Source organism: Bacillus sp. FSL K6-0994 (assembly GCF_038630815.1).
Lineage (GTDB): Bacteria > Bacillota > Bacilli > Bacillales > Bacillaceae > Bacillus > Bacillus safensis.
This window is the reverse complement of the sequence record NZ_CP152043.1, coordinates 3,056,732-3,070,057: the sequence shown is the minus strand read 5'-3', so window position 1 is coordinate 3,070,057 and position 13,326 is coordinate 3,056,732. Positions and strand designations below refer to the sequence as shown.

The following is a 13,326-nucleotide window of genomic DNA, read 5'->3' as shown; positions in this document are numbered from 1 at the left end:
AATGATTCCATAGGAGGTTGTAATGATGGTCGAAAAGATTCAGATCAGGCGGGCTTTTGTCATGCAGTATATGATCGAGAACGATATGTCGTTAAATCAGCTCGCTGATGAAATTGGCATCTCTCCTGCCACACTTAGCAGGGTATTAAATGGTCACCGAAAACCGGGACAGCTTGTCATTGGCAAAATGATTCATTACTTTGATAAAAAATTTGAAGATCTATTTTACTATGAGGATATTGACAAAAGTCAATAAATGATATCATCATCAAGGAGGAAATGTCATTGAAAAGGACTGGGATGGTCAGACACATTGATTCTCTCGGCAGAATTGTTCTGCCCTCAGAAATGCGCAAGGTACTCAATATTAAAGAAGAGCAGCTGTTAGAAATTTTCATTGAAGATCAAACCATTATGCTGAAAAAATATGATGCAGATAAGAGCTGCCTGTTAACGGGACAAGTGACGAAGTACAACAAAAGCTATGGAAATGGGAACGTGATGCTGAGTCCTGAAGGAGCTGAACGTTTGTTAGTAGAATTAAAACAGCTATTGAAGGAAGAAGCAACTCATTAAAATGTGTTTTTAACCGAAAAATTTCATATAAAAATGCTGCAATCAGCACTTTGGAACGAAATTGTATCAAAATAACGAATCAAGTCGACAATATATAGGAAATCTTTATTTTGATGTTTCGTGACATGCACCTTGTTTTCATGTAAAATAAAGTTATGTGTACCAGTTTGTCTGGAGGTGTTTTCATGCACGCATTTGTTATCACATTACTCGTAATTGTCAGTATCGCACTTATCATCGTTGTATTACTACAATCAAGTAAAAGTGCTGGACTGTCAGGCGCTATTTCAGGTGGAGCCGAGCAGCTTTTCGGTAAGCAAAAAGCGAGAGGCCTTGACTTGATTCTTCACCGATTAACGGTTATTTTGTCAGTGCTTTTCTTCATCTTAACACTTGCATTGGCATATTTAGGCGTGTAAAGCGCGAGTAACAGAAGGTCTGATCTTTTTTCAGACCTTTTTTTATTATCAGCACTCTTTTGTGTTTGTTTCATACATACAAGTGGAAAATATAAACCATATCAGAAGGAAAGGAAGTCACATCATGAAAGTTGTTACACCAAAACCATTTACGTTTAAAGGTGGAGAAAAGGCGGTGCTTCTTCTTCACGGTTTTACTGGGAATACAGCCGATGTTCGAATGCTTGGCCGTTATTTGAACGAAAGAGGATATACATGCCATGCACCTCAATATAAAGGACACGGTGTGCCGCCAGAAGAGCTTGTCCATACAGGCCCGGCTGACTGGTGGAAAGACGTTGAAGAAGGCTATCAATTCTTAAAAGATGAGGGTTATGAGGAGATTGCAGTTTGCGGACTATCCCTCGGAGGAGTTTTTTCATTAAAATTAGGTTACACTGTACCTGTAAAGGGAATTGTACCTATGTGTGCACCTATGTACATAAAAAGTGAAGAAGTCATGTACCAGGGTGTACTAGATTATGCCCGTAACTATAAGAAATTTGAGGGTAAGTCAAAGGACCAAATTGAACAAGAAATGGAATCGTTCAAGAAAACACCAATGGATACACTGAGGAGCCTGCAAGAACTGATTGCAGATGTTAGAAACAATGTCGACATGATCTATTCACCTACTTTTGTTGTGCAGGCACGTCACGATCATATGATTAATACAGACAGTGCGAATATCATTTATAACGAAGTAGAGACAGATGATAAGCATTTGAAATGGTATGAAGAATCAGGCCATGTCATCACGCTTGATAAAGAGCGGGAGAAGGTTCATCAGGATGTCTATGCATTCTTAGAATCACTTGATTGGTCAATTTAAATATATAGGGGGTTAGAGTGTGCAAAAAGAAGAATTTATGGATGAATTACTCGCTTTTATGAAAGAAGAAGCGTATAAACCGTTAACCGTTCAAGAGCTGGAAGTCATGATGGAGATTACCAATCCTGATGATTATAAAGAGCTCGTCAAAGCACTTGTGACGCTGGAGGATCAAGGACTCATCGTTCGCACGCGCAGCGACCGTTACGGTGTACCAGAAAAAATGAATTTGGTAAAAGGAAAGCTGTCTGCTCATGCAAAAGGATTTGCATTTGTAACGCCTGAAGAGTTTGGACAGGATGATATTTTCATCCCGCCAAATGAGTTAGGCACAGCGATGAATGGAGATACCGTCATGGTTCGTGTCAGCCACAAATCAAACGGCACGAAAAAAGAAGGAACTGTTATCCGTATTCTCGAGCGTAATACTCAGACGGTTGTCGGTACCTACACAGAAACGAAAAGCTTTGGCTTTGTCATTCCTGATGATAAAAAAATCACAAACGATATCTTCATTCCGAAATCCGCTAAAAACGGTGCGGTCGAAGGTCATAAAGTCGTTGTGACGCTGACAAGCTACCCTGAAGGAAGAATGAGTGCAGAAGGTGAAGTGACTGAAATCCTCGGTCATAAAAATGACCCTGGCATTGATATTTTGTCGATCATTCATAAACACGGTCTGCCAGGTGAGTTCCCAGAAGAAGCACTTCAGCAGGCAGCAGACACACCTGAAACGATTGATGAAAAAGACCTTGAAGGCAGACGCGACTTGCGCAATGAAACGATTGTGACGATTGACGGTGCAGATGCGAAGGACTTAGATGATGCTGTAACTGTGCAAAAGCTGGATGATGGCAAATATAAGCTTGGCGTGCACATTGCAGACGTTTCTCATTATGTCACAGAGAATTCGCCGATTGATCAGGAAGCTTATGAACGTGGAACGAGTGTGTATCTCGTCGACCGCGTCATCCCGATGATTCCGCATCGTTTGTCAAACGGTATTTGTTCATTAAATCCAAAGGTCGATCGTCTCACACTGTCTTGTGAAATGGTCATTGATCGAAACGGAAAAGTCGTCAAACACGAGATTTTCCAAAGTGTGATCAAAACGACGGAGAGAATGACCTATTCTGATGTGAATAAGATTTTAGTCGACCAAGACGAAGAGCTTTTAAACAAATATGAGCCGCTAGTGCCGATGTTTCAAGAGATGGAGAAGCTTGCAGAGATTCTTCGTGACAAACGAATGGAGCGCGGAGCTGTAGACTTTGATTTCAAGGAAGCAAAAGTACTTGTAGATGATGAAGGCGCAGCGAAAGACGTTGTCATTCGTGAGCGTTCCGTTGCAGAGAAATTAATTGAAGAATTCATGCTTGTTGCAAACGAAACGGTTGCAGAGCATTTCCACTGGATGAATGTTCCGTTCATTTACCGAATTCACGAAGAACCAAACCCTGAGAAGCTTCAGCGCTTTTTAGAGTTCGTAACGACGTTTGGTTACATTGTGAAAGGGACGTCAACGAACATTCACCCGCGCGCACTTCAAAGTGTCCTCGATGCTGTCAGGGATCAACCAGAAGAAGTCGTCATTCAAACTGTGATGCTTCGCTCTATGAAACAGGCGAAGTATGATCCAGAAAGCATTGGCCATTTTGGATTATCAACGGAATTCTATACACACTTCACATCACCGATCCGCCGTTACCCGGATTTAATCGTGCATAGACTGATTAGAACCTATTTGATTCAGAAAAAGACAGATGAAGCGACCTTAGAAAAGTGGGGCCAGCTGCTGCCTGAAATCGCAGATCATGCATCTACAATGGAGCGCCGCTCAGTCGATGCAGAGCGTGAAACAGATGATCTGAAGAAGGCAGAGTTTATGCTAGATAAAATCGGTGAAGAGTTTGATGGCATGATTAGTTCCGTGACGAACTTCGGACTATTCGTTGAACTGCCTAATACGATAGAAGGCCTTGTCCATGTCAGCTACATGACAGACGACTATTATCGCTTTGATGAACAGCACTTTGCCATGATCGGTGAACGTACAGGGAATGTCTACCGTATCGGTGACGAAATCACTGTCAAAGTTGTTAATGTTAATAAAGATGAGCACTCAATTGATTTTGAAATCGTCGGGATGAAAGGCACTCGCCGTAAATCTCCAAAAGATTTCAAGTTCAAAAAACGGACAGATCCACCAGCGAAAAAAGGACGTGGAGGTCAAAAAGCCTCTGGGGAAAAAGGCAAAGAGGATAAAAGCGGAAGTGACTGGTTCACAAACCGTAAAAAGAAGAAAAAGAAAAAACGCGTATTTGAAAACGCACCGAAACAAAAACGCAAAAAGAAAAAGTAACGTGCCAAAAAGCAAATAGGGCATCCCGCTCTATTTGCTTTTTGACCACATGGCGTCAGCATTGTCGAAAGCTGGATTGTTTGATAAAATAATCCGTACGATTTGGACCGTGTTTGTGTCAAAAGGAGGGTGTACGCCAATGCCAAAGGGAGAGGGAAAAGTTGTTTCCCAAAACAAAAAAGCAAATCATGATTACTTTATAGAAGAAACATACGAAGCAGGCCTTGTATTACAAGGAACTGAAATCAAATCGATTCGTGCTGGAAAAGTGAATTTAAAAGATTCCTTTGCCAAAATCGAGCGAGGAGAAGTGTTTCTTCATAACATGCACGTGAGCCCATACGAACAGGGGAACCGTTATAACCATGATCCGCTGAGAACGAGAAAACTGCTGCTTCATCGCAAGCAAATCAGCAAATTGATTGGTGCGACAAAGGAAGAAGGCTACTCACTTGTGCCTCTGAAACTATATTTGAAAAATGGCTTTGCCAAAGTGCTGATCGGAATCGGAAAAGGGAAGAAGAAATACGATAAACGTGAAGATCTGAAGAAAAAAGATGCAAAACGTGAAATCGAACGTGCCTTCCGCGATCGTCAAAAGCAATTCTAGCCTGATGCAGATGGCTTGCTGAGAGCAGAAGCATTATGCTACAATATGTTATGCAGTAAACAATCACCGCTATTTTTACAGAAACCACCAGTTGTTTCGAGCGATGAGATTGTTATAATAGTTATATACGGAAGCAGTTAAGCTGAACGTTTCCATCCCGTATATCCCTTTTACAAGGGGACGTTACGGATTCGACAGGGATGGTTCGAGCTTAGGCTGCGAGCCGAGAGGCGATCTCGTTAACACGCACTTAAATGTAACTGGCAAAACTAAAAGTTTTAACCAAAACTTAGCACTAGCTGCCTAATAAGCGCAGCGAGCTCTTCCTGACATCGCCTATGTGTCTGTGAGGAGCCCAATGAAGTAGGCTACGCTTACGTTTCCGTCTGAGGACGTAAGAAGAGATCCATCAGACTAGCTCTCCAAGCGCCCGTCAGCAGGCATGAGGATGAGTGAACACGTAAATATGTTGACTACGCTCGTAGACGCTTAAGTAATCGATGTCTCTGGACGTGGGTTCGACTCCCACCGTCTCCATAATTTTAAATATTTAAAAAGGCCCCTTTCTATAAAGGGGCTTTTTTTATCTAATTTAAGAAGTTAAGTTAGTTTTGATTTTGATATTTAATGTTTTTTGAATTTATTTACATTTTTGATTGGGTTATTCCTACAAGGAATAATCGGAGTTTCTTTAATTATTTACTTATGTACGGTTTCTCAAAGAAGACTGCACCAACCGAACAAACAAAGGAAAAACGACAACCACCGCAAGCATCATCAAAAATCCATCCGGTACAAGTTCCACAAACGTTGTCTGAATCACATAAACCGCAATCAGCAGTAAATAACTGATCAAAAATAACAATCCAGAACTTCTCTTTTCAAACGGTTTTTCTAAAAGAATCAACATAAACAGCCCCGTCATAATCATCCAAAAAGTCATATTCCTTTCGAGTCTCCTCTCCATTGATCTCCACATTGTACAGATATTTCTCCAGACGCAACATACTTCTCCCTCAAATTAAGCAAAAAGTAGTGAAAATATAAGGGATCACAAACAGATAACGCCTGAAATTTTACAAAAAACCTCCAACCAATTCAAAATCACATCTTCCCATTTGTGACTTCCTCATATATAGTAAGATTAGACTAGTTCTAAATAACTGAAATTGGGGCGTTTACATGGATTCGATTGTTTTACATTTTATTGTGATCATGAGTGTTTCTGGCATTCTGTCCGTGATATTATCAATCATTGCTCATGCGAACCGCCACCGGTATATTGGCTGTCAATTGTTTATGTACATGTCTGGAGCAACTGCGATTTATATCTTTGGGCATACGTTTGAATTATTGGCTCGTACCCCTGAAGAAATCATGTTCTGGGTTTGTTTTCAATACATAGGTCTTCCGTTTATCGCACCGCTCAGTCTGCTGATTGTGCTGCAATTTACGGGGTTCCAACAATATTTCACAAAGCGCCGCGTGCTTCTCATCTTATTGATTCCAACTCTCACAACCATTATGGTGTTCACCAACTCTTTACATTCACTCTTTTATCGAAGCATCACGATGAATCCAGTAGATGGGTTTTTATTGGCTGATTTTACGATTGGCTATTGGTATATCATTCATGGCGTTTATACGTTTGGCTGTTCGATGCTTGCTATTTTTATGCTGCTTTGGTTTTTACGTGTCACAAAAAAAGAATATTTAAAGCAGATTCTGATACTGTTAGTGGGAATGTCCTTACCAATTTTGACTTCTTTTATTTATTTATTAGGCGTTACACCCCTGCATATTGATCCTGTTCCTGTGGTGATGTTTATTACCAACGCACTCTATTTATGGGCAATTATGTCGTTCCAGCTGTTTAAGCTGTCTCCCATTGCAATGGAGCGTGTGTTTGAGCATATGTCTGAAGGGGTTTTGATTTTAGATCGATATCGAACACTCATTGATTACAATCCCGCTGCTGCATCGATCATTCCAGCACTTGCGAATAAAAAGGGAATTGGCTATAAGATCGACGATATTTTCTCAGCAATCATCAAAGATTCAGCGTTCATTCAATGGCTGCGCTCTCCGCAGGATCATTCGCAATATGATTTAATGTGGAAAAAAGAAAAAGACCAGTCCTATTATTATCATCTGACCGCTTCCTCTCTATTTAATAGAAGAGGAGAGATTGAGGGCAGGCAAATAGTGATCAGTGATGTTACAGAGCAGCGTTTGCTGCAGGAAGAGCTGGAGCGTCGTGCGTATATCGATGGTTTGACGAATATTTTCAATCGATCTTCTTTCATCGAACGAACGCAGTTGATCCTTGAAGAGGATGCGCAGGATACCGCTGTTATGCTGTTTGATATTGATTTCTTTAAACAAATCAATGACACACACGGACATCATATCGGGGATGAAGCGCTGCGTCATGTTGTCTCTATTTGTCAGGAGCATTTACAAATGGATGATTTATTTGGACGATATGGGGGAGAAGAGTTTGCCATTTGTCTGCCTCATCAGTCATTTAAAGAGGCATGTCATATCGCGGAACAAATAAGACATTCGTTTGAAGCAAGTTTCTTTACGAATGATAAGGAAAAAGTGCGAGTGACAGCGAGCTTTGGAATTGCTCACACAGCCAATGATCCTTGTGTATTAGAGACACTTCTATTTGAAGCGGACCAGGCCTTGTATATGTCAAAACGCCAAGGACGGAACCGGATTTATGCATCCACTGGTAAGGGCCATGTGCTGTATCAAGAGCAGGATCTTCCGCATTGACTGTTGTCCTGACATTCGATATGATAAACATAACATTTGAACGGTTTCCTAAAGGGGAGTAGCTTTTACGGTTTTGGTCGTCACTACAGAAACATTCGTTGTTTCTCGGCCATTCCGGCATGAACAATGTTAGCCAGACCTTTGCCTATCACACATGAGGCAAAGGTCTGGCTATTTTTAAGGTCTTTTTGCATCTGTGTGATAGGGAAGCGGAACAAATGATGCTTTTAATCCTACAGATGAAAGGATGATCGATCTTGAAAAAATACGTGATGGCTTGTCTATTTTCCGGAACGCTTGTATTAAGCGGTTGCTCCGGCTTGCTTGATCAGGTCAACGATACAACGACATATGTCACTGAGGCAAATGACTATGTGACGGACATTCAGCAATTTACAGAGGAATTTCCAAAGCTCGCTGAAGAAGCTGTGCAAAACGCCGCCAAAAAGGCAGAATTAACGCAGCAGCTAGAATCGTTGAAGGCAGACATTCAAGATTTTAATGAAGTCACAGCGCCAAAAATGGCAGAAGACCTTCATGCACAAATCATTGAAAAAAATAAAGTGCTGTCAGAGGAGATCCAAACATATATACAGCAATTGAAAGCAGGCGATATCGATGTTGCCGCCATACTGGAGGATCAGCAGGGATTGATGAAACAGCTTCAGCAATCCGTCAATCTTTTGCAGGATATCGAACAATTAACAAATTAGGACAAACACAGCTTTATATGCGGTGCTCAGCATATCTTTGCCTTTTTCGGTGGAGATATGCTTTAATTTAGGTAAAGACAAGTCATAATGAAAAAAAGGTGATCACATGACAGAACATGAAGAAAGACATATGGCTTCGCCTAGAGCCGAAAAGGAAAAGGACCAATTGATCAATCGCTTGAAACGAGTGGAAGGACAAGTTCGCGGGATCCAGCAAATGATTGAAAACGATCGTTACTGTATAGATGTTGTGAATCAAATCTCTGCAGTCAATGCGGCTTTGAAAAAAGTCAGTCTTCATTTGATGGAAAAGCATACACATCATTGTGTTGCAGATGCTATCAAGAGCGGCAATGGGGATGAAGCCATTGAAGAGTTAATGACGGTCTTTACGAAACTGACAAAATCGTAGCATTTATGTTTACATCGATACCCTACTAGGGTATAGTAAATTGTAGAAAATGATTGATGGAGGCGATGAGAAGTGGAACAAGCAACACTTCAAGTGCAGGGCATGTCTTGCGGACATTGCGTGAAAGCAGTCGAAGGAAATGTAGGAGAATTAGCAGGTGTGGAATCTGTGAAAGTCCATTTAGACAAAGGACAGGTGGAGGTTTCATTTCATCCGGATCAAGTCACGTTACACCGTATTTCTGATGTGATTGAAGAACAGGGATATGATGTCGTATAAATAAGTATACGTGCTGCAGTACAGCACGTATTTTTTTCAAAAAATAATACCCCCATGGAGTATGTGGAGAGGTGAGATCAATGAAAAAGGAAATTGACTTTCAAATTACGGGGATGACCTGTGCTGCTTGTGCAGGCCGTATCGAAAAGGGATTGAACAGGCTGGAAGGTGTGGAGGATGCCAGTGTGAATTTGGCGCTTGACACTTCCCATATTGTCTATGAAACAGAGAAACTAACACCAGATGATTTAAAGCGAAAAGTTCAATCGCTTGGCTATGATGTGGTGATGGAGCAAGCAGAATTTGATATAGAGGGAATGACGTGTGCGGCTTGTGCAAACCGAATCGAGAAAAAAATTAACCGAATGGACGGTGTCGATCACGGGTCTGTAAATTTTGCGCTTGAGACACTTCAGGTCACATATCATCCGGGCCAAACGTCTACAAATGACATAAAAGATGCGGTGCAGTCTATTGGGTATTCTTTAATTGAACCAGCTGCAGATCAAGCAGAGGAAGGAAAGAAAGATCACCGCCAAGCAGCAATAGAGAAGCAAACGGCACGCTTTTTATTCTCGATGATTTTGTCACTGCCGCTTCTTTGGGCAATGGTCAGCCATTTTTCTTTTACGTCCTTTATTTGGCTGCCTGAAGCGTTTATGAATCCATGGGTACAGCTGGCGTTAGCAGCGCCTGTGCAGTTCATTGTCGGCTGGCCCTTTTATGTAGGGGCGTATAAGGCTTTAAGAAATAAAAGTGCCAATATGGATGTTCTTGTCGCTCTTGGGACATCTGCCGCGTTTTTCTATAGTTTATATGAAAGCATTCAGTCAGCGGTTCAAGGCACACATGAGGCAGCCCTCTATTATGAAACAAGTGCTGTCCTCATTACGTTGATCGTGCTCGGAAAATTAATGGAAGCAAGAGCAAAAGGAAGATCATCAGAAGCGATTCAAAAGCTCATGGGCTTACAAGCGAAAGAAGCGGTTATCGAGCGAGATGGCAAACAGATGACTGTGCCTATTTCTGACGTGAAAGTGAATGACCTTGTGTTTGTCAAACCCGGGGAAAAAGTACCGGTAGATGGGGAGATCATGGAGGGGACATCCGCAATAGATGAGTCCATGATTACAGGAGAAAGTCTGCCTGTTGATAAAACAGCAGGAGATATGGTCATCGGGGCAACGATCAATAAAAATGGATTCATCAAAATAAAAGCGACTAAAGTCGGGAAAGAGACCGCTCTTTCACAGATTATCCGAGTTGTAGAACAAGCGCAGGGCTCAAAAGCACCAATTCAAAGAATGGCAGATCAAATATCAGGAATATTTGTTCCCATTGTTGTAGGAATTGCTGTGCTCACATTCCTCATATGGTTTTTCTTTGTTGACCCAGGAAATGTGACGTCAGCACTTGAAACCTTTATAGCCGTCATTGTCATTGCATGTCCGTGTGCGCTCGGCCTTGCGACACCAACCTCTATTATGGCTGGCAGCGGCCGTGCGGCTGAATCAGGCATTCTGTTTAAAGGCGGAGAGCATTTAGAAGTGACTCAATCACTCGACACGGTCGTGTTAGATAAAACAGGGACTGTAACAAAAGGAGAGCCTAGTCTGACAGATGTACTGGCATATGCCAACTGGACAGAAGATACGCTGCTTCAGCTAGCAGGATCGGCAGAACAGCAGTCGGAACACCCGCTTGCCCGGGCGATCACAGACGGTATGAAAGAACAAGGTCTTGAAGCAGTCGAAATTGAAGCCTTCCAAGCAGATCCAGGTCATGGAATTGAAGCAAAGGCAGCAGGACACAAGCTTTTGATTGGAACGCGTAAGCTATTACAGAAACATCATATCCAATATGAGCAAATAGAAGCATCTGTCACAACGCTGGAGGAGCAAGGAAAAACGGCTATGCTTGTTGCGATTGACGGCGAAGTCGCCGGCATTGTCGCGGTCGCAGATACAATCAAAGTATCCTCTCCTCAAGCCATCGCTCGTCTGAAAGAGCAGGGGATTCACGTTGTGATGATGACAGGTGATAATAAACTAACAGCAGAGGCGATTGCGAAACAGGCAGGCATTGATCATGTCATTGCTGAAGTGCTTCCTGCAGAAAAAGCGGCTCACATTACGGCACTTAAGGAACAAGGAAAAAAAGTCGCCATGGTCGGAGACGGTATCAATGATGCCCCAGCTCTTGCAACAGCGAATATTGGGATGGCTGTGGGAACAGGGACAGACGTTGCCATGGAAGCAGCAGATATTACGCTCATGACGGGAGATCTCCATGCCGTTGCAGATGCGCTGGAATTTAGTAAAAAAACAATGAGAAACATTAAGCAAAACCTATTTTGGGCGCTTGCCTATAACTGTATTGGGATACCGATCGCTGCATTTGGTTTCCTTGCACCATGGCTTGCAGGAGCAGCAATGGCCTTTAGCTCCGTGTCCGTTGTGCTGAATGCGCTCAGATTGCAGCGATTGAAGCCAGTCAGAGAGGGAGTGGCAGAATGAAGATGAATGTCAAATGGGTTTGGACCGTTAGTGCATTGCTCTATGTTGCTCTTGTGCTCATTGGATATACGATTTATGATGAATTTTTTTCAAATCAACTTACACCAAGTGAACAGATGCAAAATCATTAAGACTTCGCCAAAAGCAAAGTCTCAGCGTGTAGACAAACCCTCGCATTCGCCCGCAGTCCTGCGCGCTGGTGCTCACGAATGTCAAATTCGCTCCGCGCCAGTGCTCGTTCTTCCTAGACTGCAAAGGTTTTCTATCACGCTGAAAAGAAGACAAAGGGCTAAAATAAACATCATTTTAGCCCTTTGTCAACAATCTGAGACTTCGCCAAAAGCGAAGTCTTTTTTTTACAATATTGTGGAAAAACCCACCTTTTTAAAGATTTTTCATAAAAAATTCACTTCTTTTTGTTCTTTTTTGTCGTTTTTTGTAGGTTCGTCGTTAAGATGCGATTAAGCAACAAAGAAAGCGTTATCAATAAAAGGGGGTTCACGTATGAAAAAGTTAGGGTTAGCTTCTCAAATACTCATTGCACTTGTTCTGGGTGTTGTCGTGGGAGCGCTGTTTTATCAAAATGAAACCGTTATTAATGTGTTAACGCCGATTGGCGATATATTCATCCATTTAATTAAAATGATCGTTCTTCCAATTGTTATTGCTGCATTGATTGTAGCAGTTGCAGGTGTTGGAGATATGAAAACGATCGGAAGACTCGGTGGAAAAACTATTCTTTACTTCGAGATTGTGACAACGATTGCATTAGCAGTTGGACTGCTTGCAGCAAACTTGTTCCATCCTGGTACAGGAATTGATATGAGCAACATGGAGAAAGGCGATATCTCTAAATATGAAGAGACATCTAAGGCTTCTTCTGAAAAAGCGACTTTCTCAGAAACGTTGGTGCATCTTGTACCGACAAACGTTTTCCAATCCATTGCAGAAGGTGATCTATTACCAACCATCTTCTTTACAGTCTTATTCGGATTAGGAATTGCCGCAGTTGGAGACAAAGGAAAACCAGTATTAGGATTCTTTGAGGGTATACTCGAAGCCATGTTCTGGGTAACCAATAAAGTGATGAAGTTTGCACCATTTGGTGTATTCGCGCTCATCAGTGTGACGGTGATCAAATTCGGGGTCGGAGCGCTTCTCCCGCTAGGCAAACTGGTACTTGTCGTTTACGGTACAATGGCATTCTTCGTCATTGTTGTACTTGGCATTATTGCGAAAATGGCTGGAACAAGCGTCTTTACACTATTTAAAGTATTAAAAGAAGAAATCATTCTTGCATTCTCAACAGCAAGTTCAGAAGCTGTACTGCCTAGATTAATGGACAAAATGGAGAAGTTCGGCTGCCCGAAAGCGATCACGTCGTTCGTTATTCCAACAGGCTACACCTTTAACTTAGATGGAAGTGCCATCTATCAATCCATTGCTGCGATATTTGTTGCACAAATGTACGGCATGCCGCTTTCCATCTATGAGCAAATTACGTTACTATTAATTTTAATGCTGACATCTAAAGGAATGGCTGGTGTACCAGGTGCATCGATTGTTGTTGTCATCACAACTCTTGGTGCCATGGGACTGCCGCTTGAAGGACTTGCCTTCATCGTTGGGATCGACCGACTTCTTGACATGGTTCGTACAACAGTGAACGTATTTGGTAACTCACTTGCAGCCATTGTCATGTCTAAGTGGGAAAAAGTATTTGATCAAGAGAAATCGAAGAAGTATATTGAGGAATTAAAACAACAAACAAAAGCAGCGTAAAA

General features: G+C 42.0%; 14 protein-coding genes and 1 other RNA gene. 14 read left to right on the top strand and 1 reads right to left on the bottom strand.

The features are described from left to right. The first annotated feature begins 22 nt into the window (after positions 1-22). From MHB69_RS16110 to ssrA, 7 genes are all read left to right on the top strand, one after another. Positions 23-256: a helix-turn-helix transcriptional regulator gene (locus tag MHB69_RS16110; RefSeq protein WP_024426059.1), complete on the top strand. Its 234-nt coding sequence runs from the start codon at positions 23-25 to the stop codon at positions 254-256. Between the two features lie 29 nt (positions 257-285). After that, positions 286-576 (top strand): AbrB/MazE/SpoVT family DNA-binding domain-containing protein, encoded by a 291-nt coding sequence (locus MHB69_RS16105; protein WP_024423481.1) that lies wholly within the window; start codon positions 286-288, stop codon positions 574-576. Positions 577-761: 185 nt separating this feature from the next. Then, the gene (gene secG, locus MHB69_RS16100; RefSeq protein ID WP_003212746.1) at positions 762-995 is read left to right on the top strand and encodes a preprotein translocase subunit SecG; all 234 of its coding nucleotides are present in this window, start codon (positions 762-764) and stop codon (positions 993-995) included. 124 nt (positions 996-1,119) lie between these two features. Then, positions 1,120-1,866, top strand: a complete 747-nt coding sequence (locus MHB69_RS16095) for a carboxylesterase (RefSeq protein ID WP_342495767.1) — start codon at positions 1,120-1,122, stop codon at positions 1,864-1,866. A gap of 19 nt (positions 1,867-1,885) precedes the next feature. Continuing rightward, positions 1,886-4,228 carry a ribonuclease R gene (rnr, locus tag MHB69_RS16090; protein ID WP_041115651.1) on the top strand — a complete coding sequence of 781 codons (2,343 nt, stop codon included), beginning with the start codon at positions 1,886-1,888 and terminating at the stop codon, positions 4,226-4,228. A gap of 139 nt (positions 4,229-4,367) precedes the next feature. Next, entirely contained in the window at positions 4,368-4,838 is a 471-nt protein-coding gene (gene smpB / locus MHB69_RS16085) for an SsrA-binding protein SmpB (RefSeq protein WP_012011279.1), read from the top strand. A 176-nt stretch (positions 4,839-5,014) separates the two neighbouring features. Beyond that, positions 5,015-5,378: a transfer-messenger RNA gene (gene ssrA, locus MHB69_RS16080) on the top strand. Positions 5,379-5,541: 163 nt separating this feature from the next. Here the strand turns inward: ssrA and MHB69_RS16075 are convergent. Beyond that, positions 5,542-5,781 carry a hypothetical protein gene (locus tag MHB69_RS16075; RefSeq protein WP_034280923.1) on the bottom strand — a complete coding sequence of 80 codons (240 nt, stop codon included), beginning with the start codon at positions 5,779-5,781 and terminating at the stop codon, positions 5,542-5,544. 239 nt (positions 5,782-6,020) lie between these two features. On the opposite strand from MHB69_RS16075, the gene MHB69_RS16070 reads away from it, so the two are divergent. From MHB69_RS16070 to MHB69_RS16040, 7 genes are all read left to right on the top strand, one after another. Then, positions 6,021-7,622: a histidine kinase N-terminal 7TM domain-containing protein gene (locus MHB69_RS16070; RefSeq protein ID WP_034280922.1), complete on the top strand. Its 1,602-nt coding sequence runs from the start codon at positions 6,021-6,023 to the stop codon at positions 7,620-7,622. A 257-nt stretch (positions 7,623-7,879) separates the two neighbouring features. Continuing rightward, the gene (locus MHB69_RS16065; protein WP_034280921.1) at positions 7,880-8,335 is read left to right on the top strand and encodes a DUF6376 family protein; all 456 of its coding nucleotides are present in this window, start codon (positions 7,880-7,882) and stop codon (positions 8,333-8,335) included. 106 nt (positions 8,336-8,441) lie between these two features. Beyond that, positions 8,442-8,747 (top strand): metal-sensing transcriptional repressor, encoded by a 306-nt coding sequence (locus tag MHB69_RS16060; RefSeq protein WP_012011272.1) that lies wholly within the window; start codon positions 8,442-8,444, stop codon positions 8,745-8,747. A 72-nt stretch (positions 8,748-8,819) separates the two neighbouring features. Further along, positions 8,820-9,026 carry a copper chaperone CopZ gene (gene copZ / locus MHB69_RS16055; RefSeq protein WP_024423475.1) on the top strand — a complete coding sequence of 69 codons (207 nt, stop codon included), beginning with the start codon at positions 8,820-8,822 and terminating at the stop codon, positions 9,024-9,026. Between the two features lie 80 nt (positions 9,027-9,106). Continuing rightward, on the top strand, positions 9,107-11,542 hold the full coding sequence (locus MHB69_RS16050; RefSeq protein WP_034280920.1) for a heavy metal translocating P-type ATPase: 2,436 nt from the start codon (positions 9,107-9,109) through the stop codon (positions 11,540-11,542). Continuing rightward, the gene (locus tag MHB69_RS16045; protein ID WP_255290992.1) at positions 11,539-11,673 is read left to right on the top strand and encodes a hypothetical protein; all 135 of its coding nucleotides are present in this window, start codon (positions 11,539-11,541) and stop codon (positions 11,671-11,673) included. Before MHB69_RS16050 ends, MHB69_RS16045 begins: the two co-directional genes overlap by 4 nt. A gap of 373 nt (positions 11,674-12,046) precedes the next feature. Further along, positions 12,047-13,324: a cation:dicarboxylase symporter family transporter gene (locus tag MHB69_RS16040; protein ID WP_024426051.1), complete on the top strand. Its 1,278-nt coding sequence runs from the start codon at positions 12,047-12,049 to the stop codon at positions 13,322-13,324. Positions 13,325-13,326: the final 2 nt, after the last annotated feature.